Genomic DNA, 24,686 nt, shown 5'->3' on the forward strand with positions numbered 1-24,686 from the left:
CGGCAACAAGCAGGAGGCGATGATTTTATTTTATAGGTTTAAATGACCACTGTAATGCAGGGAGGTTAGGGATATCTTCCGGGCTGTAATATCCGTCACCATAGACATGATAATAACCCCTCGTATGTGTGGAGGTTTCGTTTTCCGCTCTTAAATAGATATTTCCCGCGTAGGTGGCGATCCCAAATAGTTGTTGTGACCACAAAGGTTTTAAACTGAATGACGTCCAGTTATCATTGAGATTGCCACAAGGGATCATTTTAAAATCCTTGCCGCTTTTATTGCCCCGCATTAAATACCTCTCGGTATTCGTGCTGTATAGACTGAATATCGTGCGGCCAGGGGACTTGACCGGTGAGAGTGTCCATTTATAGTAATTGCTTAATCCGTCCTGGTGAGTTTGCGCCTCCTGGTTGTTCCAGATAAACATGTTACCGGAATGGTTGTTAACTATTGCTACGGGATAGTTTGTATTGATAACGTTATTCTGATTTCCACTACAGGGAGACCACGATGTATCGTTTAATAACTGTGCATAATTGGGCAGGTCAGGGCTCAGATAAAACGCGCCGGAATTTCCATTTTCATCATAAACCGTGATTTTGTTGGCGCTGCATCGCTGTCCCTCGGCATAATCCGTGTTCACGCTGAAAATCAGACTGATTCTTATCTTATCGCTTTCATCGCCAATATTTATGAGAGTCACATCGTTCTGGTCGGTTTCCGACGGAGAGATGCCAACAATTGGACGATCTTTTGGTGGCGAATTTTTTTGCGTTGACGGCCAAACATATGCGTCGGTACGATAACCGTTAATGGTACGCGTACTGCACGGGGACATAAGATTATTCGATTGTTTCTGCGGTGGGCATGAAATTTGGTAGTAAAGCTTACTTCCCGCACCGCTTACTCCAGGATCAATGCTGATGACGCCGTTATACTGCCGCCAGAAGTTACTGATCGAATCAATGCTCGAGTCCCAGGTATCGCTGCTGCCGCTATGGGATACCGGTTGCCACGAGCAGACAAAATTGTCGGGATAATAAGTTACTGTGGGGTTTGCGATAATGGTAAGGGGAGCCTCGCTAATGCCCTTTGGCGCATCATAATAGCTGCTGGCACCCGGTCCCGTCGGGGTGATCTTAACGCCTATTTGAAGACTGAGCATTTTTGGGCTTTTACACAGAACGTAATAGATCACTTGAGCACGATTGGTTGGTGTCACCGCATTGTTGGCTGCGCTTGACACAACCAGAAATTGATTAGGCTTATCCGTATAAGCCCAACCGTCACTCCAACCGTCAGGGGAAAGGTTATCCATAGTGGGGCAACTGGTTAACCTCTTTAATTCATTGTGTTTTATATCATTGTATACAATAAGCGTTGTGGCTTTTTTTAGCGTGGCAACGTCAGGCGTGTTTTTGGCCGGGAGGTTTTTATCCGACGTGCTGTTTCCATTCAAAAGGTCAAAGCTGACATAAACCTTTATCATATTGAGCCCATTACCAAAAATTTGCACGGGACTTGAACCCGCATCCGTTCTGATTTGGATGTTACTTACTGCCATCCACTGTGTGGAGACATCGGACGTTACAAGTTCACTCACATGATTTGATTTATTTTCCATTGCATCACCCCTTTATTATCGTTAAAGGAAAAATAATTTTTCGCCACAGAAAGCACAACATACTTGCAGTTTAAATTATTAAATAAATAATCAATTGCAGTATATTTGGCGTACCTAATTCAATAGAATAGCTTTAAAATAAATTAATGCTTTAATTATTTGTTACGGACGTAGGAAAATAGCCATATAAACTCATGTACTAATCAATATAAATTAATAAGATAATTATTGCATAGGAAATGGTTTTTAGTTTTCAAAATGTATCCATTAATGGGATGTCTCTATCTATTTATATAACAATGGTTTCTTTTTTTTAAATTATAAAAACGGACCTGGTACGTTCTATTCATCCATGAAACGACCGTGTTATGGACGCTATCCTGTGACGTTCACTATCGGTCTGCAATCCGCATGGCTGGGGTCGGTGCGGATAAATGCAGGTTCATTTGCAGGTATTGTGGGTCTGAGACCAGCGCTGGTTGCAATTAATGTGGGCTGAAAATCTGGAGTAAATGCAGGTTTGCCCATTTATAAATGCAGGTCGCTACACTTAGCGTTTCGCTTAGGATCGTATCTCTTCCGCCAATGCCAACGTCAGGAACGGCCCCGACAGCGTCTGGTTGTGGTGGCGAATAATGGCCTCGGCGGCGAGGGGAGCGTCAAGAGGCTCCCCCCGCCATGTCAACCGGCGAAAATATGCGCCTGGCCCATCACGTTGAGAGTGACCTGAGAACCGGGCTGCAGGCCTTCGCGGCTGACGGTTTTGATCTCGATTTGCGCGCCGCCGGCGGCCATTTGCAGGTTGAGCGTAGAGACGAAGCCGGCGAAATCGATGCCGGTGATCACCGCCTGGCCGTGCTGCGCCGGATCTGACAAACCGATTTGAATCTGCTCCGGGCGCAGCATGATGCGCGCCGGGCCGCTGCGTTGCCGATCGTCGACGGCGATGCGCCCCAATGCGCAGTCGGCCCAGCCGTGCGCCAGTTCGGCGGTCAACACCAGCGTTTCGCCAAGGAAGCTGGCGGTCGGCTCATCGACCGGCCGCAGATAGAGATCTTGCGGCGCGCCCACCTGCGCCAGCCGGCCGTTGCGCATCACCGCTACCTGATCGGCGAACGACAGCGCTTCGCTCTGATCGTGGGTGACCAGAATCGACGCCACCTTGGCCTCCGTCAGCAGTTCGGCGACCGCTTTGCGGGTGGCGGCGCGCAGGCCGGTATCCAGCGCCGAGAACGGTTCGTCCAGCAGCATCAGCCGGGGTTGCTGCGACAGGGCACGCGCCAGCGCGACCCGTTGTTGCTGCCCGCCGGACAACTCGTGCGGCCACAGCGCGGCCAGACGGCGATCCAGCGCCACCATCTCCATCAGCGCCTCGATGCGCCGCTGTTTCTCACGCTTGCTGCCTTTAAGGCCAAAACCGATGTTGCCGGCGACGGTAAAGTGCGGGAACAGCGCGCCATCCTGCGGGACGAAGCCGATGCCGCGCAGATGCGCCGGCACCCAGCCGCCGCCGTTGCCCATGGCTTGCCCCTGCAGCAGGATCTGGCCGCCGTCAGGAATTTCAAAGCCGGCGATGATGCGCAGCAGGGTGGTTTTGCCGGAGCCGGAAGGGCCGACGATCGCCGTGCGGCTGCCGGCGGCAACCTGCAGGTCGATGTGTTCCAGCACCCTGATGGCGTTATAAGATTTTTCGATACCGTGCAGTTCGAGCGTGCTCATAGTCCCGCCGTGCGTTTAGATTGAGAATAAAGAAGCCAGGTGAGCGGCAATGACAGCGCCACCATAATCAGCGCATAAGGCGCGGCGGCGACGTAGTCTATCTCGCTGGTCAGCGCCCAAAATCCGGTGGCCAGCGTGCGGGTGCCGTTCGGCGCCAGCAACAGCGTGGCGGTCAGTTCATTGGCGATCGCCAGGAACACCAGCGCCGCGCCCGCTGCGGCACCCGGCGCCGCCAGCCGCAGCGTAGTGCTCCACAGCGCCTGCGCCGGCGATTTACCGAGGCTGCGCGCCACGTTTTCCAATTCCACCGGCGCCTGTGCGATGCCGGCGCGCAGATTGATCAGCGCCCGCGGCATAAACATCAGCAAATACGCCAGCAGCAGGGTGATTTCGGTTTGGTAAATCGGCCGGAAGCTGTGAATGGTGATGGTCACCAGGGCCAGCGCCACCACGATGCCGGGCAGCGAGCTGGTCACGTAGTTACAGCCTTCCAGCACGCGGTACAGCCGGGCCGGATAGCGCACCGACAGCCAGGCCATCGGAATGGCGCACAGCGTGATCAGCAACGCGCCGACGGCGGACAGCGACAGCGTTTGCCACAGCGCAGGCCACAGCTCGGCGTTGCGCCACACCTCGAATCCCCCCAGCCACAGCCAGCGGGCCAGGGTAATGAAAGGCACGCCCAGCGCCAGCGCGGTCAGCGAAATCGGCAGCAGCAGCGCCAGCGCGGCGAGCGGCAGCGAAAGGCGACGCGGCGTTTGGCTGCGGGCGCTGCCGGAACCGACGCGGGCATAGCGCGCGCGGCCGCGGCTGAGAGCCTCAAGCAGCAGTAAACCGAGGCAGCACAGCACCAATACGCCGGCCAGCATGTTGGCCGCCGGGCCGTTGAAGGTCGACTGGAACTGATCGAAGATCGCGGTGGTGAAGGTATCGAAGCGTATCATGGCATACAGGCCATACTCCGCCAGCAGGTGCAATGCGATCAGCAGGGAACCGCCCCAGACCGCCAGCTTCAGCTGCGGCAGCACCACGCGGAAAAAGACCGTCAGCGGCCGGGAACCGAGCGAGGTGGCGACGTCTTCGATACCGGGATCCAGACGGCGCAGCACGGCGGCGGCCGGTAGGTAAATAAACGGGAAATAGGCGAGCACCGAGATGAAGACCCCGGCGCCCAGGCCGTGCATCGACGGCACCAGGCTGATCCAGGCATAGCTTTGCACAAAGGCCGGCACCGCCAGCGGCGCGGTGGCCAGTACCGCCCAGAGACGGCGGCCCGGCAGCGTGGTGCGCTCGGTCAACCAGGCCAGGGCTACGCCCAGCACGGCGCAGATCGGCAGCGTCAGCACCACCAACAGCAGGGTGTTCAACAGCAGTTCCGCCACGCGCGGGCGGAAAACCAGAGCGTTGACCGTTTGCCAGCCGGTTTCAAACGCCACGCCGATAACGAATCCCAGCGGCAACAGCGCCAGCAGCGACAGCAGCACGGCGCTGGCCACTACGATCGCTCCCGGCCGCTGATGACGGGGGATAACAGAATAACGCCGCGCGGTCTGCGCGGCGTGGGTACTCAGGTTTGACATAACGATCAAAAACTCTCGGTTTGCCGGCGGGCCTTACAGCAGGCCGGCTTCGGTCATCAGTTCGACCACTTTTTTACTGTTCAGCTGCGCGGCGTCTACTTTCGGTGCGTCCAGATCTTTCAGCGGCACCAGTTTCGGGTTGGAGGCCGCGCCGACGCCGACGGCGTATTCGAAGGCGTTGTTGGTGCGCAGGATCTCCTGGCCCTGTTTGCCGGTGATCCACTTGATGAACGCCTGTGCCTGCTGCTGATGCTTGCTGGAAGCCAGCACGCCGCCGCCGGAGATGCTGACGAACGCGCCCGGATCCTGATGTTTGAAGTAGTACAGCTTGATGTTGTTGCTGTTCTCGCCGGTTTTAGCGCCATCCACGAACGGGTAGTAGTGATAGATCACGCCGCTGTCGACCTGGCCGGCATTGACCGCTTTCATCACCGTGCTGTTGCCCTTATAGGCGGTGAAATTGGTTTTCATCGCTTTCAGCCATTCCAGCGTCGCTTTCTCGCCTTTCAGCGCTAGCAGCGCGCTGACGATCGCCTGGAAATCGGCGCCCGACGGCGAGGCGGCCCAGCGGCCTTTCCATTCCGGCTTGGCCAGGTCCAGCAGCGACTTCGGCAACTGCGCTTCGGTCAGTTTGGCCGGGTTGTAGACGAACACGGTAGAGCGGGCGGCGATGCCGGTCCAGCGGCCGTGGCTTGGGCGATACTGCGGTTCCACCTGGGCCAGCGTCGCGGCGTCCAGCGGGGCGAACAGCTTGGCGTTATCCACCAACACCATCGCCGGGGAGTTTTCCGTCAGGAAGACGTCGGCAGGCGAAGCGCTGCCTTCTTGCACCAGCTGATTGCCCAGCTCGCTGTCGCCGCCGTTGCGCAGCGTGACCTTGATGCCGGTGTCTTTGGTAAACCCGTCGACCCAGGATTTCACCAGGTTTTCATGTTGGGCGTTGTAAATGACGATGCCCTGATCGGCCGAGGCCGCCTGAGCGCCGAAGGCCAGCATCATCGAGGAGGCGAGCAGGGCGACGGGGCCGAGAGATGAAATACGCAGCTTCATGCAGTTATCCTTTTAGCGTTCGAATGAGGAAAACGAATATCGCCTGGCAAGCGCAAGCAGCCCGATTTTAGCCAAGAACATCAATAATGATAGTGAAAACGATTCGTATTAAATTATTTTTGACGATCGCTCACAAAATGAATTGCCCTAAGGATAAGTTAAGTTTTGGCTGGAATAATCTGTATTGATTGCCTGAATTTATTTCACTGGCGGTTCGCGACGTTCCTGTTCGGCGATGCCGGCCGCCGCGCCCTCCCGCTTGCTTTAGCCTGTTTCCGCCACTACTTCATTGATAATGAAAGAAATTCAACACCGCTTTTGGTTATGACTCATAGCGATTAATGATTTAATTTATTCCACTGCCACATTGCATATTGAACGCGATAAAACACTAATCAGGGATATCGACGTGAAATATTCATTTAATGGCAAGAAACTGGCTGGTTTAATCCTCCTGGCTTTTAACGCGACGGCAGCTCAGGCGGCCGACGTACCGGCGGGCGCTAAACTGGCGCCGGTACAGGAATTGGTGCGCGCCAACGGCTATGAACCGGCGACGCTGGATCCGAACCTGGCCGAGAGCAATGTGGAGTTCTACATCTTCAACGATCTGTTCGAAGGTTTGCTGCGCGTCGGTAAAGACGGCGAAGCGATCCCGGCGCTGGCGCAGAAATGGGAGCATCAGGGCAACGTCTGGACCTTCCATCTGCGGCCGCAGGCCAAATGGTCGAACGGCGATCCGGTAACCGCCGACGATTTCGTCTACAGCTGGCGGCGCCTCACCGATCCGAAAACCGCGTCGCCGTACGGCAGCTATCTGGCTTCGGCCTACGTGCTTAATGCGGCGGCGATCAACGCCGGCAGCAAACCGCCGAGCGAGCTGGGCGTCAAGGCGCTGGACGCGCATACCCTGCAGGTGACGCTGTCGGAGCCCAACTCCTACCTGCTCAAGCAGCTGGTACATTTTCCGGTCTTGCCGGTTAACCGCAAGGTGGTGGAACAGTACGGCAAGAACTGGACTCAACCGGCGCATTTTGTCGGCAACGGCGCATTCCGTCTCAGCCAGTGGGTGGTGAACGAAAAGGTGGTGGTGGAGCGTAACCCGCAGTATTGGGACAACGCCAACACCGTGCTCAACAAGGTGACGTTCTTGCCGATACAGGGCTTCCCGGAAGTGGCGCGTTTTCGCGCCGGCGAGGTTGAGTTGGGGTATACCACGCCGCCGGAGCTGTATCAGCAGCTGAAAAAAACGCTCGGTGAGCAACAGCTGGTGACCTATCCGCTGCTCTCCACCAGTTATTTTGCCTTCAACAACCGCCAGGCGCCGTTTAACGACCTGCGGGTGCGCCAGGCGCTGAATCTGGCGCTGGACAAAGAGATTATCGCCGGCAAGGTGCTGGGATACGGCCAACAGCCGGCCTGGACCTTTACCCCAACGGGGGCGGGCGGCTATAGCCTGCAGCCCGGCGCGGCGGCCGGCTGGACGCCGGAACAACGGCACGCCCAGGCGAAGCAACTGCTGGCGCAGGCCGGTTTCAACGCCGAGAACCCGCTGCGGTTTACCGTGCTGTACAGCAATGACGCCACCATCAAGAAGATCGTCATCGCCGCCGCCGCCATGTGGAAAAAGAACCTAGGGGTAGAGGCCAGCTTGCAAAGCCAGGAGCGTAAAGTGACGCTGGATAATATCAACCGCGGGCAGTACGGCGTGGCCTTTACCCGCTGGCTGGCAGATTACAACGATCCATCCACCTTCCTGAACGTGTTCCGTTCCGACAGCAGCGAGAACAGCCCCAAATACCATAACCCGGACTATGACCGCATTCTGCATCAGGCGACGGCGGCGCAGACGCCGCAGCAGGTGCAACAATATTTCCAGCAGGCTGAGGCGGTGCTGGCCGCCGATACGCCGGTGGCACCGGTGTACTACGAGGCTAACGCCACGCTCATTAAACCTTACGTGAAGGGGATCGACTTTACCCGTCAGGGCGCCTTGTACGATAAAAACGTCTATCTTCTCGAGCACTGAGAAATAAAAAACGGCTGATTTATATCAGCCGTTTTTATAGATTCGTGTTTAATAACATTATCCTAAATACTCCATAAACGACGGGCAATCTTTTCTTCCCGCTGAAGAAAACACCGCCTATACTGCGCCGGTAGTTTATATGCAGTATCTCGTTTGGCGAGGCTCCTATACAAACACAGGTTACTGATCTGACGACATCGAGAGATGCCCAAGGTTAAGACAGGCTTTATCGGATTAAGGTTCAGCCCAAAGTAACTTCCGAGCAACAGTTCGGATACGTTGTATAGTGCTAAAACCTGGACGCGGAGATAGGCAGTCTGCACTCCCTCTGTGGTTACGCCCCTATGCGATTCGCTGTTGAAGTTCAAAACAGAAATAGGGACTGACAATGATCAAGTCACATCAACATTATTCTTCTCCGGCGCTGAGCGCGACTGAAACTCTCGACGAGACCTCGGTCGCCGGCTATATGAACGCCGATTTTATTACTGTTCCCGCGACGATGACGGTCAATCATGCCCGGGAATATTTACTTTCACAGCTAAAAACGGACGAAATTCCCACCCGGGTATTTATTACCGCGGACGATTATCATCTGCGCGGCACGCTGTCGGTGAAAAAACTGCTGCAGTGCGACGAGCAGGATAAAGCGGTCGGCGTGATGATGGACCACAGCTATTTTCAGGTTTCGCCCGACGACGATCGCAACGACGTGGCGCATCTGCTCGGCAAGGGCGGCCTGGACGTGGTGCCGGTCGTGGCGAACAACACGCTGGTCGGCGTGCTGGGGGAGCGAGAGATCGCCCGCCTGGTCGAGGATGAAAACACCGAAGACGCGCAGCGCCAGGGCGCGAGCCTGCCGCTGGACAAGCCTTATCTGGAGACCAGCCCGTGGGCGCTGTGGCGTAAACGATCGGTGTGGCTGCTGATGCTGTTCGTCGCCGAAGCTTACACCGGCAACGTGCTGAAGGCGTTTGAAGATCAGCTCGAAGCGGCGATCGCGTTGGCGTTCTTCATCCCGCTGCTGATCGGCACCGGCGGCAACAGCGGCACCCAGATCACCTCGACGCTGGTGCGCGCCATGGCGCTGGGTGAGGTCAGCCTGCGCAACCTGGGCGCGGTGATCCGCAAGGAAGTGACGACCTCGCTGCTGATCGCCGTCACCATTGGCCTGGCGGCCTGGGTACGCGCCTGGATCATGGGCGTCGGCATGGAGGTGACGTTGGTGGTCAGCCTGTCGCTGGTGGCAATCACCGTGTGGAGCGCGATTGTCTCGTCGATCATTCCGATGCTGTTGAAACGTCTCGGCATCGATCCGGCGGTGGTATCGGCGCCGTTTATCGCTACCTTTATCGACGGCACCGGCCTGATTATTTATTTCAAAATTGCCCAGCAGGTATTGGGTATTTAACCGCGCTCCGCCCGATGTTGCGGGCGGAGATGTAAAGCCTTAATGAGGAGGACGTTAAAAAACATGGATACCGACCAACCCCGATATTTAACGCAAGGGGCTTTTATCGATAACATTTAACCTGAGGACAAAATAATGGGAAACATGACTATTTTTATGGGATTCCTGGCAATGATCAGCTCACTGGGCCTGTTAGCGGCCTATATGAGCACCAAATGGGATGATTGATGAACGCAAAAGATCCGCCTAGATGCATCCTCCCCGTAACCGCTATTTATTATGGGGAGGATTTTTAGCGGCGCGCCGAACGCGCGGCCTGATACGGGAGTTGATAATAATGACGATTCTTATTCTGGGATTGCTCTACGCCATTTTAATGATCTCGGTGGGCGTTAATGAGATTTATTTTTATTCCACCGGAAAATCCAATTTTCTTACTAGCCTCATGCTGACATTTTCTGGCAGTATGCTGCTGATCGCCTTTGTCTGGCAATTATCCTCTAAAGTAAAAAAATAAATCACCGTCCGAATGTGAGCAGCATAATGCAGAATGAAAAACAGGCCGTGGCCAGAAACTCGATGATCGCCAGCGGGTTACTGGCTACGGGCAAGTTCGTCGCCGGTATTTTTACCGGCAGTATTGGCCTGATATCCGAAGGGATCCACTCTTTTACCGATTTTATCGCCACCAGCATCACCTGGCTGGCGGTGCGCATCAGCGATAAGCCCGCCGATGACGATCATCACTTCGGCCACGGCAAGGTGGAAAACCTGGCGGCGCTGTTCGAGGTGCTGCTGTTGCTGGGCGCCGCCGGCTGGATCGTTTATGAGGCCGGCAGCAGCCTGCTCGGGCAACCGCATGAGATCGTCGCCGCGCCGGTGGTGATTGCGGTGCTGCTCATTTCCATCTGCGTCGATTTCTTCCGCGTGCGGGCGCTCAACCGCGTCGCCAAAGCGACCGACAGCGCGGCGCTGGAAGCGGATGCGCTGCATTTCTTCTCCGATATGCTTTCGTCCGGCGTGGTGCTGCTGGGCATGGTGTTTGTGCTGCTGGGCTTTGGCCGCGCGGACGCCATCGCCGCGCTGATCGTCGCCGGCTTTATCTTTGTCGCCGCGATCAAACTGGGCAAACGCTCCTTCGACTCGTTGATGGATGCCGCGCCGGCCGGGGCTACTGAGGCGATCCGCGCCACGCTGGCAAGTTTTCCGGCGGTGCTGGCCTGCGACAGCGTGCGCATTCGCAACGCCGGTGCGGTGCTGTTCGTCGAAATCACGGTGGCGGTGTGCCGCACCTTGCCGCTGGAACGCATCGACGCGCTGAAGCGAGAGATCGTTGAGCGGCTGCGGGAGCAGTACGCCAGCGCGGAATTTACCGTCATCGCGGTGCCGCAGACCCGCAGCGATGAAGACATGGCGACGCGCATTCGGGCGATCGCCGCCAACCACGGCGCGCAGGTGCAGAATGTGACCTTGCAGCAGCTGCCGACGCGCATGGCGATCGGCATGGATTTGGCGGTGCCGGCCAACGCCAGCGTGGCGCAGGCGCATGACATTGCCACGGAGATAGAGGGGATCCTGCGCCAGGCGATCGGTGAAGACACCGAGATAGAGACGCACCTGGAGCCGCAGACGCCGCATTGGCTGACCAGCGAGGATGTCGATGCGACGGAGCTGGCCGATATTCGCCGCATCCTGCAGTCGGCGCTGGAGCAGGGAGAGAGCGTGCAAGACGTACACAACGTCCGCGCGCGCAAGACCGACGGGGGCATCATCGTCAACTTCCACTGCCGGGTGTCGCCGGCGGTCACCATCGCCGCCGCGCACGATGCGGTCGATCGGGTCGAGCGCCGGCTGCGCTCGCTTTATCCTGCCATCACGCGCGCGATAGGGCACGTCGAGCCGATCAAGCCTGGCATTTGAATCAGTTCGACCAACTGCGGGTAGAGCGCCGCGTTGGCCAGCAGCAGCGGGTTGCCGCGCCGCAACCCGTCGTTGTGCATAAAGTCATTCGCCACGCCGCCGGCTTCGCGCGTCAGCACCCAGCCAGGCAGGCTGTCCCAGGCATTCATGTGCGGTTCGTAATAGCCCAGCAGCCGACCGGCGGCCACCTGGGCGGTCATCAACGCGCCGGAGCCGCTGCGCACAAACATCCCTCCCGCCTGCAGCAGGCGACAGAGAAAGCCGCTGAATTCCGCCGCTGAAGCGCGCGGTGAAATCCCGACGCCCATCACGCCATCCGCGACGCTGCGCCCGGCATGCACGCCGATCGGCTCCCCGTTGAGAAAGGCGCCGTGGCCGCGACAGGCGCGGAACATCTCGCGGTGGTTGGGATCGTAGACCACGCCTATCGTCGGCTCGCCGTCGATCACCACGCCTATCGCGATACACCAGGTATGCAATCCGTTCAGGAAGCAGGCGGTGCCGTCAATCGGATCGACGACCCAAACGCAGGCGGCGTTTTCGCCGGTGCTGCCGCTTTCCTCGCCGAGAAACCCGTCCTGAGGAAAGCGGCGGCTGATCATGCGGCGGATCAGCGCTTCGACGCGGCGATCGGCCTCGCTGACCACGTCCTGCAGCCCCTGTTTGAAGTCGACAGCCAGAGTTTGCCGCCGTTGATAAAAGCTGAAAGCGAGATCGGCGGCGGCGCGGGCGATCTCACGCGCAAAGCGGTAGCGCGCCTCGATGTCCCGTGGGGAAAGTGAAGTCATGGCAGGCTCGATAGCAAAGAACGAATCGGGTTACCCTGCCATAAAAGGATGAAGGTAATGTGTCGCTCAGCGCGGCGGGGATGAAAAACGCAGCTGCATTATGGCATCGGGGGCCGATAGCGGTTCGGTCGTGGCCCCGGCCGGTATTACCGCGCGCCAAAACGCCAGCCCGCGCGGATTATCCGGGCTGACCGACAGCGACCAGCCGCCGGGATGTTGCGCGAACAAGGCGTGGGCGGCCCGTTGCCCCAGCCCGATGCGCCGCCACTCGGGCTTGACGTAGAACTCCGCCATTTCGACGGTGGCGCTGTCCAGGCGCCGGACCAACGCGAAACCGGCCGTTTGCCGATCGCTCAAAATCAAATAGGGGTAGCGGCCGACCTCGCGCCAGTAGAGCGGCAGATAGGGGTAATCGCCATCGGCGCCCAGCTCGCGAAGGCAATCGGACAGCATGACCGCCAGCAGTGGCCGCTGCGCGTGTGTAGCCTGCTCAAGGGAAAATGCCATGTCGAACTCCGTCAAAAAACAGGCCGCCGGAGGGCGGCCTGTCAAGGTTAGCCTAGATTCAACCGGGCGGTGATGTCGGCAATCTCGCGGCGCCAGCGCGCCTGAAGCGCCGGTTTCTGGTGCTTCGGCTTGCGCGCCAGGTCGTCCTCCAGTTTGCTTTCGAGGGCAAACAGGGTGGTCAACAGCGCTTCTTCGCCTTCCAGTCGCTCATCCGGCGTCGGACCGCCTGCGTTGGCCTTGTCCGCCGTCGGCAGCGCCGGCGCTTCGCCCGCCAGGCGCTGATACACCGGCGCCAGATCGTGCCACTCATCCAGTTTTTGCTGGTCGATCAGCCAAAAGCGGTTGCAGCTCTGTTCGATCAGCATCCGGTCATGGGTGACCAATATGACGGCGCCGGCGAACTGGCGCAGCGTTTCCGCCAGCTCTTCTTTGCCTGCCATGTCCAGGTGGTTGGTGGGCTCGTCCAGCAGCAGCAGCGAATGGTTGGCCAGCGTCAGGCCGACGAACAGCAGCCGCGAACGCTCGCCGCCGCTCAGCGAACGGATCTGCTGATGGTGGCGCAGGTAAGGGAAACCGGCGCCGATCAGCGCCATTTTCCGCTGTTCCTCGGTCAGCGGCGCAAACTGCGCCAGCGCTTCGCTCAACGTGTCTTCATCGCGCAGCTGTTGCAGGCTCTGATCGTAATAGCCGATGCGCACGCGCGGGTGGAAGATCGCCGGGCGTTCCGCAGGGTGCTGATACGCCTGCCACAGCAAGCGCAGCAGCGACGATTTCCCGCAGCCGTTGCGCCCGACGATGGCGATGCGATCGCCGCTTTTGACGCGCAGATGCTCCAGGCTGAACAGCACCGGCGCATCCGGCGCCGGGCGCACGGTCCATTGCGGCAGCGCCAGCAGGCGATCGGCGTCCAGCGCCTCTCCCTGTAATCGCAGCCGCCACGGGCTACCGGCGGTCAGGGTGGTCTGTTCTTCCTTCAACCGATCGACGCGCTTTTCCATTTGCTTGGCTTTGCGCGCCAGATCTTCGTTGTCATAGACCTTGCCCCAGGTCGCCAGGCGTTTGGCGCTTTTTTCCACCCGGTCTATCTCTTTTTGCTCGGCCTGGCGCCGATGCTCGTCCGCAGCGTCCTGTTCCGCCAGTGCGGCGCGCGCAGCGGAGCAGGGCAAACGGAAGAACTGCAGCGTTTTATCGCGCAGGATCCAGGTACAGTTGGTCACCTGATCGAGCAGATAGCGATCGTGCGATACCAGCACGAAGCTGCCGCTCCAGCTGCGCAAGAACTGCTCCAGCCACAGCAGCGTGGGCAGATCCAGGTGGTTGCTGGGTTCGTCGAGCAGCAGCAGATCGGGCTGGCGGATCAGCGCGCGCGCCAGCAGCAGGCGGGTGTGCTGGCCGCCGCTGAGGGTGCCGGCGGTCAACGTCCAGCTCGTCGGTTCAAACCCCAGCTCGGCAAGCAGCGCTTCACAGCGCCAGCGTTCGCTGAGGTGTTGGCCCGCGGGCAATTGCGCCAGTACCGCATCCAGCAGGGTGCTGGCGTGCAGCTCAGGCGGCAGGTGTTGTTCGATGCGCGCCATCAGGCATTGGTGTGACAATGTCACCGTTCCGCTGTGGATGGGCAGGGCGCCGCTGAGCAGTTGCAGCAGGGTGCTTTTGCCGCAGCCGTTGTCGCCGATCAAACCGATGCGATCGCCTTTTTTCAGGCTGAAGGAAATCTCGCTCAGCAGGACGCCGAACGCGTTGTCGTAACCGACAGATTGTGCAGACAGTAGTGTGCTCATTGCTTACTCAAGAGTTACAGGCATGACAATGCCTATCGTCAAACATCGCTGACGACAACCCGGTAAGCCGGAGGGAAGATCCTGGATTTTAGTAAGCTTCGCTCAAGCTGGGTTATCGCAGCACGATACCGGTAATGCTTGAGCGGCGACGATTACCAAAGAAGTGTGAGTGAAAAAACAATTCACACGTCAGCATAGTAAGTCTCCTTTTATTGGTTGCAGGTTAATCGGTGGCAGGAGTATAGAGCGCTTTGCGCCGCGCCGCCAGTGTAAAAGCGCCTGAATAATCAGCAGGCTAAGTCCGGTGGGCGCGCGTGGCACACAATGGGAATAATTACTGTATTTCGGCCGACATTAAGCAGCTATTATAATTAGCGTTTATGGTTAAGCGACGGTTCATCCGCCGCCTGTTCGTCTGTCTATCAGATAATGATGCTGAGCACTGAATTTATGTTAAAGCCTCGCCCGTTCCTGCTGTTGTTGTTATTGCTGTTGGGTTTGCAGCTGACGCCGCTCGCCGCCGTCGCCGCTACCCAGGATGATCCCGCCGCCGAAAGCGCGCCCGATCCCACCACGCAGCTGAAAGCCGCGCAAAAGCAGTTGGACAGCATGAAGCAGCTGGTTTCCAAAGCGACCACCGATACCCAGCTCAGCAAACTGCGGCTGGCGACCGACGATCTGGTCGCCGGCATGGAAAAACTTGCCACCGATCTGCAGCCCGAGCAGGACAAACTGAAAGCGCAGCTGGACGTCCTGGGGCCGGCCCCGGCGGCCGGCGCGCTGCCGGAAACCCCGGCGGTGGCCCAGCAGCGTAACGCGCTGAACAACAGCAAAAAGCTGCTGGATGACGCGGTGAAACGCGCGCAGGCCATCAAGAGCAGCGCCTTCGATCTGGGGCAGCAGATTGGCGATCTGCGCCGGGTGGCGTTTAAAACCCAGCTGGCGCTGAATACCGGCAGCATTTTGGGGATCAAATTCTGGGCGCCGGTGCTGCAGCCGTCCGAGAATGACGTACAGCGGCTGGATCAGTTCAACGCCGAGATGAAAGCGGCCTGGGACGCCAGTTGGCAGGACGAGTGGCGGTACGGCACGCTGGCGTTGCTGGCGCTGGCGGTGATTGTCTGGTCCTGGGGGCGCTATTTCTCCGAGCGTTTTCTCGCCTGGGTCAGCATCCGTTTCCTGCCGGACGGGCGCCTGCGCCGCAGCTTTATGGCGATCGTCACCGTAGCGGTGACGGTGATCACCACCTCCATCGCGCTGAACCTGCTGTATTACGTTTTTGTGCGCGTGCAGCCGCTGCCGGTGACGCTGGAGGATTTCGCGGAAGGTTTCAACCGTCTGGGGATTTTCTGCGCGCTGATCGCCGGGCTGGGGCGTGCTGCGCTGTCGTTGAATCGCCCGTCGTGGCGTCTGGCGTCCATGGATAACGACGTGGCCGCCGGGCTGCGTTACTTCTCGCCGCTGCTGGCCGGCCTGGCGCTGGCGTTCGGCACCGTGGAGCTGATCAACAACGTCGTCAGCGCTTCATTGGCCACCACCATTTTCGGCAACGGCCTGGTGGCGGGGTTGATCGGCATGGTGCTGCTGGCGGCGCCGCTGCGCGGCCAGCGCATTCGTCGCCGTCTGGAACAGCAGGGCGCGCACCTGGAAAAACGCACGCTGGTCGGCGGGCTGGTGCACCTCGTCACCCTGGTCTGTTCGATGGTGATCCTGTTTTCCCTGCTTATCGGCTACATCGCCTTCGCCCGCTTCCTGACCTACCAGCTGATCTGGGTGGTGCTGGTGCTGATGGCGTTCTATTTTATGGTGCTGTTCGCCACCGATTTGTGCGCCGCGCTGTTTTCGCCGCAGACCGTCAGCGGCAAGATGCTGAAGAAAACGCTCAGCTTCAAGGATCGCCATCTGGAGCAGATGTCGATCATCACCACCGCGCTGGCCAAATGTTCCCTGTTGCTGTTGATGATCGTCGCGCTGTTCAACGGCTCGTTCGGCAGCACCACGCCGGGCTCGCTGATGGAGAAAATCGTCTCCATCCTGACCGGTGAAGGGCTGCAGCGTTTCAACATCGTGCCCGGCAACCTGCTCAACGCCGTGATCTGCCTGGCGATCGGCATCTATATTTTACGCGCGGTGCGGCGCTGGCTGGGGTCTGAACTGCTGCCGAAAACCATCTCGGACGTCGGCATTCGCGCCTCGCTGGTGACGCTGTTCAGCAATATCGGCTATGTGCTGGTGATTCTGATCACCCTGGCGGCGCTGGGCATCCAGTGGAGCAACCTGGCGTGGATCGTCAGCGCCCTGTCGGTCGGTATTGGTTTCGGTTTGCAGGAGATCGTGAAGAACTTTATTTCCGGCCTGATCCTGCTGACCGAACGCCCGGTGAAGGTGGGGGACATGATCGGCATCGGCGGCGTGGAAGGCGACGTGCGGCGCATCAACGTGCGCGCCACCGAAATCCAGCTCAGCGACCGTTCCACCATGATCGTACCGAACTCGCAGCTGATCTCGCAGAACGTGCGCAACGCCACCATGGGCAACGCGCAAGGAGTGGTGACTATCGCGCTGACGTTCCCGACCTCCATCGATCCGGAGCAGGTGCGCAATATCTTGCTCAGCGCCTATAACGAGTACGAAACCATTCTGGAAACGCCGGCGCCTTACGTGCGCTTCAGCCAGCTGGGGCCGGACGGCATTATCCTGAGCGTGACCGGCTACGTGCCGAGCCCGCGCATGGTCGGCGCCACCAAGAGCGAACTGCTGTTCAATATCCTCAAGCTGCTGCGCGCGCAGGAAGTGAGCCTGTCCAGCCCGCAGGAAGTGGTGTTTATGAAGCAGCAGGCGACGCGATATCAAGCCAACGAAGAGGAGCACTCCTCCTAGTCCCCCTAAGGCGGCGGGCCTTTACGCGACGGCCCGCCGAACGCGGCTAGTACATCGACGGCTCCACCGATTGCGAGCAGTCGCTGTTGGCGCTGGATTTGGTGCAGGTATAAGGCTCATTCGGCGATGCCGACGGCGCATTCGACGGGCCGCCGCCGCCGCCGATACACCCGCTCAGCATCAGCATCAAAAACACGAGAATTATTTTCTTCATCTCACCGTCCTCCATTGCGATTCCTCCCTTAAGTATATGTCGGGAAAGCGAACGGCACCGCTCGCCGGGGCGATCTATACTCCTTTGATGCCTTGTTGGCGCAAAACGTCGGCGAATGAGGAGGAAAAGATGCAAACCGACGACGAGTTGACCCGCTTTGCCGCGCAGGGCGCGCCGCCGTTGCCGCCCACGTCCAGGCAGGGATTTGTCGAACATGACGGGGCGCGCATCTGGTATGCCGCCTATGGCGTGGCGCCGACGGTGATCCTGCTGCACGGCGGCCTGGGCCACAGCGGCAACTGGGGGTATCAGCTGCCGGCGCTGCTGGCCGCCGGGTATGGCGTGCTGGTCATCGACAGCCGCGGGCACGGGCGCAGCACGCACGACGCCCGGCCTTACCGTTACGATCGCATGGCCGATGATCTGTTGGCGGTGATGGACGCGTTGCGGATCCCGCACGCCGCGCTGGCGGGCTGGAGCGACGGCGCCTGCGTCGCGCTTATCGCCGCCCATCGGGCGCCGCAGCGGGTGGACGGCGTCTTTTTCTTCGGCTGCAATATGGATCCCAGCGGCGTTAAACCGCCGGCCGCCAACCCGATCGTCGAGCGCTGCTTCGCCCGCCACGTGCAGGACTATGCCGCGCTGTCGCCGACGCCGCAGGAGTTCGATGAATTTGTCGCCGCCGTGAGCCTGATGATGAGCAGCCAGCCGAACTACACCGCGCAGGAATTGGCGGCCATTCGTGTGCCGGTGACGGTTGTTCACAGCGAACACGATGAGTTTATCCGCGCCGAGCATGCTGCCTACCTGAGCGGCAGCATCCCCGGTGCCCGTCTGGTGACGCTGCCGGGCGTCAGCCACTTCGCGCCGCTGCAGCGGCCGGCGGTGTTCAACCGCGCGCTGCTGGATTTTCTCGCCGATGTGATGCCGCCGCCTGCGCGTTGACGTGCGTTGTTCTATGCTGGAGGCGGGGCATTTTGACATCATCGAAGAGGACATCATGAGCGAAAGCATCGTGGTCAGGCCGCTGGAAGCGCGGGATTACGCTGCCTGGCTGGCGCTGTGGCAAGGGTATAACGCATTTTACGGCCGTGAGGGAGCAACGGCGCTGCCGGACGAGGTGACGCAGACCACCTGGCGGCGTTTTTTCGACGCCTACGAACCGATGTTTGCGCTGGTCGCGGAACATCAGGGCCAGGTGGTCGGGTTGACGCACTACCTCCTGCACCGCAGCACCACCCAGCTGCAGCCTAACTGTTATCTGCAGGATCTGTTTACTGCGGAGACGGTGCGCGGCAAAGGCGTAGCGAGAGCGCTGATCGCGGCGGTCTACGAGCGTGCGCAGCAGCTGGGGTTGCCGCGGGTTTATTGGAATACCCACGAAACCAACCAGACCGCCATGCGGCTGTATGACAAGGTGGCGGAGCGCCCCGGTTTCGTGATGTACCGCAAGGCGCTTTGACGCCGGGCGAAAAGAAAACGGGCGCCAAACGGCGCCCGGAGATGGGGGGTTAGAAATCGACCGTCGCCTGCAGGCTGAGGCTGCGCGGTTCGCCTTCAATCACGCGCAGGTTACCGGCGCTGGAGGCGTAGTATTCGCGGTTAAACAGGTTTTTCACATTCAGTTTCAGCTGAGTATGTTTGCCAAGCAGCTTGCTGTCCCAGGCGACAAAGGCATCCGCCACGGTGTAGGCCGGCATGGTGAAGCTGTTCTCCGGATCGCCGGCGCGGCGGCCGACATAGCGCGCACCGCCGCCCACGCGCACCTCGCCGGGCACCACCGGCAGCGTCATGCGGTGGCTGAGATACAGGCCGCCCATGTTGGTCGGGGCGTTGACCAGCCGGTTGCCGACGTTGGCCGGATTGAGGTTGTCTTCGACGATCTCGGTTTTGTCGTAGCTGTAGTTGGCGGTGAGATCCCAGTTGGGCGCCACTTCGCCGTTCAACTCCAGTTCAGCACCGGTGGATCGCGCCTTGGGAATGCTGCGGGTCACGCCGTTGATAAAGATCGACATATTGCTTTCATCAATACGATAGAGCGCCAGCGTGGCGTCGAACGCCGGGGCGATCTGCCATTTGCCGCCCACCTCATAGGTGGTGCCGGTTTCCGGCGTGGCGACGTTGCCGTTATCGTCGATGGCGGTGGACGGCGTGAAGGAACGGCTGTAGTTACCGTACAGAGACAGGTTCGGCGTCAGCTTATACACCAGCCCCGCCTGCGGCAAAAACTGATCGTCTTTGTCATTGAGCGTATTTTTCGGCTTCTGGAAACCGTTGCTGTTGTTCTGGTAATACGACTGATAGCGTGCGCCGAGCACCGCAATCCACCGGTCGGAGAGATGAATGCTGTCCTTGGCGTACAGGGAGCGGCTGAACAGCGTCGTGCGCAGGTTGCTCAATGCGTCGTTGTAGGTGGTGCTGTCGGTGACGGGCGCTTCGCCATACGCCGGATCGTACATGTTGAACGTCTTCGACACTTTGCCGCGATAGGAGTAGGCCTTGTAAGTCTGGTTCTTTTCGTAGTCCACGCCCAGCAGCAGGTCGTGTTGCATGCCGAACACCTCCGGCGAACCGGTCACATCCCAGGAATAATAATCGGTCTGGTGATTGAAGCCGCGGTTGGCGTCGGCGCGGCGCGAAACGATGCCGGTCGCGGTGTCGATCGCGGTGGCGCGCACTTCGTTGCTGTCGTAACGGCGTTGCAGCCAGGCGTAGTTGAGGCGGGTGGTCCAGATCGGATCCAGCGCATATTCATAATGGGCGTTCAGGCGTTTGTTCTTGCCCCAGGCGCGGTTGGCGTAGTCATCCAGCCGGCGGTTATAGGGCACATCGACCGGTTTGCCGTCGATAAACGCGGTGCCGCGATCGTAAGGAATGTCGTATTTGTACTCGCTGTAGGCGATGTTAAAGGAAGCCTGGTCGCCGAACCAGCTGAGTGAAGGAGCGATCAGCGTGTGTTCGTCGCTGCCGAAGTTACGCCAGTAATCCTCGTGCTGGCGCTCGGCGATCAGGCGGAAGGCGAAGCCGCCGCCCAGCGGGCCGGTCACATCGACGCTGCCGCTGCCGCCGCCGAAGCTGTTGGTGGCGCCGCTAATGCGGGTGTTCCAGTCATACTGCGGTTTTTTGCTGATCAGGTTGATGACGCCGCCGGGGCTGAGGATGCCATACAGCAGCGAAGCGGAACCTTTCAGCACCTCGACGCGATCGGTGGTGGCGTCCATGCTCAGCCCTTGGTTGCTGCGCACGCCGTCGATGAACACCGAACCGTCGGAGTTAACCCCAAAGCCGCGTTTGACGAAGCCATCCTCGGTGCCGCCGAGCGTGTTGCCCTGGGTGACGCCGCTGACGAATTTCATCGCGTCATTGACGCTTTTGACCTGGAAGTCGTCAATCACCTGTGAGGTGACGACGCTGACCGATTGCGGCAGTTCACCGATTGGCGTGGCGGTTTTGCTGCCGGTTGAGGCGGTATCGGCGCTATAGCTGCCGGCAGGCAGGGCGGTGGCGGTCACCGTGATGGCGTCTTCCTTTTTTGCGTCGGGCGCGGCGGCGATCGTCAGGGCGGGAAACAGGCCGGCGATCAGGGGCAGCGAGCGGAAAACGTGATTTTTTTTGTTTTTGTTGGGGCGGCGAAGAACTGACTGGTGCATATCATTCCATGGTAAATAATAAATAATAACGATTATCATTATAATTATCGTTTAATGGGCTTGGATAGAGGGCAAAGGAGAGATCCGCGCATTGCCCGATTTTATTTTGTCATCAAGGAAAAAGACGGCGGTTTTACCGGTAAAAATCCGACGAATTGACCATAATGATCAAGACGGCCGGGATGCCTTGGCAGTTTCTGCGCCAGATAGGCGAGTGTCGTCAATATATTGATACACAAATATATTTTTCCTTGATGAATAAACAGGTGTCCGGACCGGCAAAACTGGCAATAATAGGCGGGTCGGCCGTTTATCTTCTCCTCATCGTCGACGGTTGTGACACGCAAAGACTGTCACCTTACGCTAGCGGAAGTCTCTGGATCCAAGATGCAAACCACCTCGTTGTCCGATACCCGGAAAATCTGGCCCGCGCTCAGCATTTTTTTGCTGGTGTTCGCGCTGTGTCTGCTGGGCATCGTGAGCCGGCCCGGCAGTTTTCTGGCGATATTCTGGCCGGCTAACGCCGTGCTGCTGGCCGTTTTGGTGCGCCGCCCGCAGTGGGCGACGCGCGCCGGCTGGGGGATGGCGGTGCTGGGCTACCTGGCGGCGGATCTGTTGACCGGCAGTGCGTTGGAGAAAGCGCTGCTGCTGAACGCCGCCAATCTGGCCGGCGTGGTGGTGGGCTATCTGCTGTTCATGCGGCTGTCGCCGCCGGCGCGCATGTTGCAATGCGGCGCGTCCAGCATGTATCTGTTCGGTATCTGCCTGGCCGCCGCCGCCGCTACCGGCTTGGTGGGGGCCGTTGCCTCGCAGTGGTTGTTCGGCAGGCCCTATTTGACCTCGCTGGCGCTGTGGTTCTCATCTGAATTCACCAACTACGTCACGCTGATGCCGTTCATTCTGGTGTTTCCCGCCGATTGGCGACATCGCCTGCGCGCGGCCTGCGCCATGTTGATACAGCGCAGCCAATGGCCGCAGGCGGGGGGGAAACTGGCGGTGTTGGCGCTGCTGGCGCTGGCGGCGGTCTGCAGCGTGCTGATCGGCGGCCCCGGCGCGGTGATCTTCCCGATGCCGGTGCTGCTGTGGCTGGCGATGTCCTTTTCGTTGTTCAGCACCATGATCGCGGTGCTGGTTTACGTGCTGTGGTGCCATCTGGCGATCGATTTCGGGTTGCTTAGCACCACGCTCGACATGAAGGTGCTGCAGAACGCGGTATCCATGCGCCTGGGCATCGCGCTGCTGGCGCTGGGGCCGATCGCCGTCGCCAGCATGAACTATGCGCGCAACGCGTTGTTACGCACGCTGGAGCACGTGGCGAATCACGATGCGTTGACCCACGTGCTGACGCGCAATGCGTTTATGCAGCGCGGCGAGCGGGTGATCGATCAGAAAGGCGAGCTGGTGTGCGTCATGATGCTCGACATCGACTATTTCAAATCGATCAATGACCGTTTCGGCCACGCCGGTGGCGATCAGGCGCTGATGGCGTTTACCCGTGCGATCGCCGCCGATCTGAACGTCAACGATCTGTTCGGCCGCATGGGCGGCGAAGAGTTCGCCATCGTCTCGACGCTCGGCCAGCCGCAGCAGGGGTTGCAGCTGGCCGAACGGCTGCGGCAACGCATTGAGGCGGAATCGATCACCATGCCGGCCGGCCATCCGCTGCAGATCACCGTCAGCATCGGCATGGTGACCTGCCCGGGCGGTTCCGGCCATAGCCTGGCCGACCTGCTCAAACTAGCGGATCTGGCGGTATACAAAGCGAAAAATGCCGGCCGTAACCGGGTCGCCACGCCGGAATCTTACCCGCCGAACGATCCTGGCCGCTGAACTTCCGATCCGGGCCGCGCGCCCGCCGTCTAAACTGGTAGGGGGCACGGGCAACGCCGCCCGTGCTGAACCGACTGTCCTTAATCAGACAAGAGGATACCAGGATGAAATACGTAGACGGGTTTGTGGTGGCGGTGCCGGCCGCCAACAAGGAGGCTTATCACCGGCTGGCGGCCGCTGCGGCGCCGCTGTTCAAAGAGTTTGGCGCCACGCGCATCGTGGAGTGTTGGGGCGATGACGTGCCCGACGGCAAACTCACCGACTTTCGCGGCGCGGTAAAGGCGCAGGAGGGCGAAGTGGTGGTGTTTAGCTGGATAGAGTACCCCTCCAAGGCGGTGCGCGACGCCGCCAACCAGAAAATGATGAACGATCCGCGCATGAAGGCGCTGGGCGAGATGCCGTTTGACGGCAACCGCATGATCTTTGGCGGGTTCGCGCCGATCCTCGATGCCTGAAGGAGGCGCCGATGGCCAGAATTACGCAACATCTGTGGTTTGAAAAAGACATGGAGGTGGCGCTGAATTGCTACGTCGCGCTGATCCCCGGTTCGTCCGTGAACTGGTTTTCCGATCTGCCGGCGGATACGCCGAGCGGCCCGGCCGGCAGCGTGAAGCTGGCCTCCTTCACCCTGGGCGACCAGCGCTATGCGGCGATCGAAGCCGGGCCGTTGGATCCGTTCAATCACAGCTTTTCCGTGATGGTGGAATGCGACGATCAGGCGGAGGTTGACCGGCTGTGGGATGCGTTGAGCGAGGGCGGCGAGGCTGAGCAGTGCGGCTGGCTGCGCGATCGCTGGGGGCTGTGCTGGCAGATCGTGCCGCGGCGCCTGACCGAGCTGATGAACGACCCCGACGCCGCGCGCGTGCGGCGGGTCACGGAAGCGATGCTGCTGATGGGCAAAATCGACATCGCCGGCCTGGAAGCGGCGGCGCGGGACTAGCGGAAAGAGAACGTGGGAGAGAAAGGATGCATCGAGAGCGGCACAGTATTGAACGCATCGGCTGGCTGCGGGCGGCGGTGCTCGGCGCCAACGACGGCATCGTCTCAACGGCCAGCCTGCTGCTGGGCGTGGCGGCGGCCAGCGCCTCGCATTCCGCGCTGATGATCGCCGGCGTCGCCGGGTGGGTGGCGGGCGCGATGTCGATGGCCACCGGCGAGTACGTGTCGGTGTCGTCGCAGGCGGACACCGAGAAGGCCGCGCTGGCCGAGGAACAGGCGGAGCTGCTCGAAGACTATCCGGGGGAGTTCCGCGAACTGACGTCTATCTACGTGCATCGCGGGCTGGACCCGGCGCTGGCCCGGCAGGTGGCGGAAAAGCTGATGGCGCATGATGCGCTGGAGGCCCACGCGCGCGACGAACTGGGCATTTCCGCCGCCACGCGCGCCCGGCCGCTGCAAGCCGCGTTGGCATCGGCCCTCAGTTTCTCTCTCGGCGCGCTGTTGCCGCTGCTGGTGGCGCTGTGGGTGCCGGTTGCCTGGACGCGGCCGGCGCTGGTGGCATCGGCGCTGATTTCCCTTGGCATTCTCGGCGGTATCGCCGCGAAAACCGGGGGTGCGCCGATCTTGCCGGGCGTGGCGCGTATCCTGATCTGGAGCGCCCTGGCGATGGCGGTTTCCTCCGGCGTCGGCATGCTGTTTGGCGTCGCGGCCGGCTAGCGCCGCGCTTGCATCAATCTGTTGCACCTCAAGTTCAGTATTTATCA

At 59.7% G+C, this 24,686-nt stretch carries 21 protein-coding genes and 1 riboswitch; of the genes, 12 read left to right on the forward strand and 9 right to left on the reverse strand.

The window, feature by feature from the left end; all coding sequences use genetic code 11:
- Positions 1 to 25: 25 nt before the first annotated feature.
- The 4 genes from AWX27_RS24905 to AWX27_RS00705 all read right to left on the reverse strand — a co-directional run bounded on the left by AWX27_RS24905 (position 26) and on the right by AWX27_RS00705 (position 5,976).
- Positions 26 to 1,627, reverse strand: a complete 1,602-nt coding sequence (locus AWX27_RS24905) for a hypothetical protein (RefSeq protein WP_139159366.1) — start codon at positions 1,625 to 1,627, stop codon at positions 26 to 28.
- Between the two features lie 681 nt (positions 1,628 to 2,308).
- Positions 2,309 to 3,346, reverse strand: coding sequence for an ABC transporter ATP-binding protein (locus AWX27_RS00695; protein WP_060418771.1), 1,038 nt, complete (start codon positions 3,344 to 3,346; stop codon positions 2,309 to 2,311).
- A complete protein-coding gene (locus AWX27_RS00700; RefSeq protein WP_060418773.1) occupies positions 3,343 to 4,926 on the reverse strand; it encodes an ABC transporter permease in 1,584 nt (527 codons plus the stop codon). Before AWX27_RS00700 ends, AWX27_RS00695 begins: the two co-directional genes overlap by 4 nt.
- A gap of 33 nt (positions 4,927 to 4,959) precedes the next feature.
- On the reverse strand, positions 4,960 to 5,976 hold the full coding sequence (locus tag AWX27_RS00705) for an iron ABC transporter substrate-binding protein (RefSeq protein ID WP_060418774.1): 1,017 nt from the start codon (positions 5,974 to 5,976) through the stop codon (positions 4,960 to 4,962).
- 409 nt (positions 5,977 to 6,385) lie between these two features.
- Here AWX27_RS00705 and AWX27_RS00710 point away from each other — a divergent pair, with 409 nt between their 5' ends.
- From AWX27_RS00710 to AWX27_RS00725, 5 genes are all read left to right on the forward strand, one after another.
- A complete protein-coding gene (locus AWX27_RS00710) occupies positions 6,386 to 8,005 on the forward strand; it encodes an ABC transporter substrate-binding protein (RefSeq protein ID WP_060418776.1) in 1,620 nt (539 codons plus the stop codon).
- Positions 8,006 to 8,146: 141 nt separating this feature from the next.
- A riboswitch (M-box (ykoK) riboswitch) is annotated at positions 8,147 to 8,320 on the forward strand.
- A gap of 73 nt (positions 8,321 to 8,393) precedes the next feature.
- On the forward strand, positions 8,394 to 9,416 hold the full coding sequence (locus AWX27_RS00715) for a magnesium transporter (protein WP_049199101.1): 1,023 nt from the start codon (positions 8,394 to 8,396) through the stop codon (positions 9,414 to 9,416).
- Positions 9,417 to 9,560: 144 nt separating this feature from the next.
- Positions 9,561 to 9,644 carry a protein MgtS gene (gene mgtS / locus AWX27_RS24910; protein WP_369803928.1) on the forward strand — a complete coding sequence of 28 codons (84 nt, stop codon included), beginning with the start codon at positions 9,561 to 9,563 and terminating at the stop codon, positions 9,642 to 9,644.
- Between the two features lie 109 nt (positions 9,645 to 9,753).
- Positions 9,754 to 9,933 (forward strand): hypothetical protein, encoded by a 180-nt coding sequence (locus tag AWX27_RS00720; RefSeq protein WP_004938106.1) that lies wholly within the window; start codon positions 9,754 to 9,756, stop codon positions 9,931 to 9,933.
- A gap of 26 nt (positions 9,934 to 9,959) precedes the next feature.
- A complete protein-coding gene (locus tag AWX27_RS00725; RefSeq protein ID WP_048234025.1) occupies positions 9,960 to 11,336 on the forward strand; it encodes a cation diffusion facilitator family transporter in 1,377 nt (458 codons plus the stop codon).
- Here AWX27_RS00725 and AWX27_RS00730 read toward each other — a convergent pair.
- The 3 genes from AWX27_RS00730 to AWX27_RS00740 all read right to left on the reverse strand — a co-directional run bounded on the left by AWX27_RS00730 (position 11,279) and on the right by AWX27_RS00740 (position 14,409).
- Positions 11,279 to 12,124, reverse strand: coding sequence for an inositol monophosphatase family protein (locus AWX27_RS00730; protein ID WP_060418778.1), 846 nt, complete (start codon positions 12,122 to 12,124; stop codon positions 11,279 to 11,281). The genes AWX27_RS00725 and AWX27_RS00730 overlap by 58 nt on opposite strands.
- A 66-nt stretch (positions 12,125 to 12,190) precedes the next feature.
- Positions 12,191 to 12,631, reverse strand: coding sequence for a GNAT family N-acetyltransferase (locus AWX27_RS00735; RefSeq protein ID WP_060418780.1), 441 nt, complete (start codon positions 12,629 to 12,631; stop codon positions 12,191 to 12,193).
- Positions 12,632 to 12,678: 47 nt separating this feature from the next.
- Positions 12,679 to 14,409: an ABC-F family ATP-binding cassette domain-containing protein gene (locus tag AWX27_RS00740; RefSeq protein WP_060418782.1), complete on the reverse strand. Its 1,731-nt coding sequence runs from the start codon at positions 14,407 to 14,409 to the stop codon at positions 12,679 to 12,681.
- 450 nt (positions 14,410 to 14,859) lie between these two features.
- Here AWX27_RS00740 and AWX27_RS00745 point away from each other — a divergent pair, with 450 nt between their 5' ends.
- Entirely contained in the window at positions 14,860 to 17,289 is a 2,430-nt protein-coding gene (locus tag AWX27_RS00745) for a DUF3772 domain-containing protein (RefSeq protein ID WP_060419687.1), read from the forward strand.
- A gap of 46 nt (positions 17,290 to 17,335) precedes the next feature.
- Here the strand turns inward: AWX27_RS00745 and AWX27_RS00750 are convergent, their stop codons facing one another.
- The gene (locus AWX27_RS00750) at positions 17,336 to 17,503 is read right to left on the reverse strand and encodes a hypothetical protein (RefSeq protein ID WP_164550866.1); all 168 of its coding nucleotides are present in this window, start codon (positions 17,501 to 17,503) and stop codon (positions 17,336 to 17,338) included.
- Between the two features lie 129 nt (positions 17,504 to 17,632).
- Between AWX27_RS00750 and AWX27_RS00755 the strand changes: the two genes are divergently transcribed.
- Both AWX27_RS00755 and AWX27_RS00760 read left to right on the forward strand, forming a co-directional pair.
- Entirely contained in the window at positions 17,633 to 18,448 is an 816-nt protein-coding gene (locus AWX27_RS00755; protein WP_060418784.1) for an alpha/beta fold hydrolase, read from the forward strand.
- Between the two features lie 55 nt (positions 18,449 to 18,503).
- Positions 18,504 to 18,965 (forward strand): GNAT family N-acetyltransferase, encoded by a 462-nt coding sequence (locus AWX27_RS00760; protein WP_060419689.1) that lies wholly within the window; start codon positions 18,504 to 18,506, stop codon positions 18,963 to 18,965.
- Positions 18,966 to 19,014: 49 nt separating this feature from the next.
- Here the strand turns inward: AWX27_RS00760 and AWX27_RS00765 are convergent, their stop codons facing one another.
- Entirely contained in the window at positions 19,015 to 21,153 is a 2,139-nt protein-coding gene (locus AWX27_RS00765; RefSeq protein ID WP_369819275.1) for a TonB-dependent siderophore receptor, read from the reverse strand.
- A gap of 387 nt (positions 21,154 to 21,540) precedes the next feature.
- Between AWX27_RS00765 and AWX27_RS00770 the strand changes: the two genes are divergently transcribed.
- From AWX27_RS00770 to AWX27_RS00785, 4 genes are all read left to right on the forward strand, one after another.
- Positions 21,541 to 22,983: a GGDEF domain-containing protein gene (locus AWX27_RS00770; protein WP_060418786.1), complete on the forward strand. Its 1,443-nt coding sequence runs from the start codon at positions 21,541 to 21,543 to the stop codon at positions 22,981 to 22,983.
- Between the two features lie 104 nt (positions 22,984 to 23,087).
- A complete protein-coding gene (locus AWX27_RS00775) occupies positions 23,088 to 23,438 on the forward strand; it encodes a DUF1428 domain-containing protein (protein ID WP_060418788.1) in 351 nt (116 codons plus the stop codon).
- Between the two features lie 11 nt (positions 23,439 to 23,449).
- Positions 23,450 to 23,923, forward strand: coding sequence for a VOC family protein (locus tag AWX27_RS00780; protein WP_060418791.1), 474 nt, complete (start codon positions 23,450 to 23,452; stop codon positions 23,921 to 23,923).
- A 26-nt stretch (positions 23,924 to 23,949) separates the two neighbouring features.
- Positions 23,950 to 24,639, forward strand: coding sequence for a VIT1/CCC1 transporter family protein (locus AWX27_RS00785; protein WP_038871544.1), 690 nt, complete (start codon positions 23,950 to 23,952; stop codon positions 24,637 to 24,639).
- Positions 24,640 to 24,686: the final 47 nt, after the last annotated feature.

Origin of the sequence: Serratia sp. 2880STDY5682894 (assembly GCF_001537385.1) — a bacterium.
GTDB classification, from domain to species: Bacteria; Pseudomonadota; Gammaproteobacteria; order Enterobacterales; family Enterobacteriaceae; genus Serratia; species Serratia nevei.

Bases quoted from the DNA above. Each gene is read 5' to 3' on its own strand.
- AWX27_RS00760 (WP_060419689.1), top strand. From the start codon at position 18,504: ATGAGCGAAAGCATCGTGGTCAGGCCGCTGGAAGCGCGGGATTACGCT.
- AWX27_RS00700 (WP_060418773.1), bottom strand. From the start codon at position 4,926: ATGTCAAACCTGAGTACCCACGCCGCGCAGACCGCGCGGCGTTATTCT.
- AWX27_RS00705 (WP_060418774.1), bottom strand. From the start codon at position 5,976: ATGAAGCTGCGTATTTCATCTCTCGGCCCCGTCGCCCTGCTCGCCTCC.
- AWX27_RS00780 (WP_060418791.1), top strand. From the start codon at position 23,450: ATGGCCAGAATTACGCAACATCTGTGGTTTGAAAAAGACATGGAGGTG.
- AWX27_RS00745 (WP_060419687.1), top strand. From the start codon at position 14,860: ATGTTAAAGCCTCGCCCGTTCCTGCTGTTGTTGTTATTGCTGTTGGGT.
- AWX27_RS00740 (WP_060418782.1), bottom strand. From the start codon at position 14,409: ATGAGCACACTACTGTCTGCACAATCTGTCGGTTACGACAACGCGTTC.
- AWX27_RS00775 (WP_060418788.1), top strand. From the start codon at position 23,088: ATGAAATACGTAGACGGGTTTGTGGTGGCGGTGCCGGCCGCCAACAAG.
- AWX27_RS00755 (WP_060418784.1), top strand. From the start codon at position 17,633: ATGCAAACCGACGACGAGTTGACCCGCTTTGCCGCGCAGGGCGCGCCG.
- AWX27_RS00720 (WP_004938106.1), top strand. From the start codon at position 9,754: ATGACGATTCTTATTCTGGGATTGCTCTACGCCATTTTAATGATCTCG.
- AWX27_RS00695 (WP_060418771.1), bottom strand. From the start codon at position 3,346: ATGAGCACGCTCGAACTGCACGGTATCGAAAAATCTTATAACGCCATC.
- AWX27_RS00750 (WP_164550866.1), bottom strand. From the start codon at position 17,503: ATGAAGAAAATAATTCTCGTGTTTTTGATGCTGATGCTGAGCGGGTGT.
- AWX27_RS00715 (WP_049199101.1), top strand. From the start codon at position 8,394: ATGATCAAGTCACATCAACATTATTCTTCTCCGGCGCTGAGCGCGACT.
- AWX27_RS00785 (WP_038871544.1), top strand. From the start codon at position 23,950: ATGCATCGAGAGCGGCACAGTATTGAACGCATCGGCTGGCTGCGGGCG.
- AWX27_RS00770 (WP_060418786.1), top strand. From the start codon at position 21,541: ATGCAAACCACCTCGTTGTCCGATACCCGGAAAATCTGGCCCGCGCTC.
- AWX27_RS00730 (WP_060418778.1), bottom strand. From the start codon at position 12,124: ATGACTTCACTTTCCCCACGGGACATCGAGGCGCGCTACCGCTTTGCG.
- AWX27_RS00735 (WP_060418780.1), bottom strand. From the start codon at position 12,631: ATGGCATTTTCCCTTGAGCAGGCTACACACGCGCAGCGGCCACTGCTG.
- mgtS (WP_369803928.1), top strand. From the start codon at position 9,561: ATGACTATTTTTATGGGATTCCTGGCAATGATCAGCTCACTGGGCCTG.
- AWX27_RS00725 (WP_048234025.1), top strand. From the start codon at position 9,960: ATGCAGAATGAAAAACAGGCCGTGGCCAGAAACTCGATGATCGCCAGC.
- AWX27_RS00765 (WP_369819275.1), bottom strand. From the start codon at position 21,153: ATGCACCAGTCAGTTCTTCGCCGCCCCAACAAAAACAAAAAAAATCAC.
- AWX27_RS24905 (WP_139159366.1), bottom strand. From the start codon at position 1,627: ATGGAAAATAAATCAAATCATGTGAGTGAACTTGTAACGTCCGATGTC.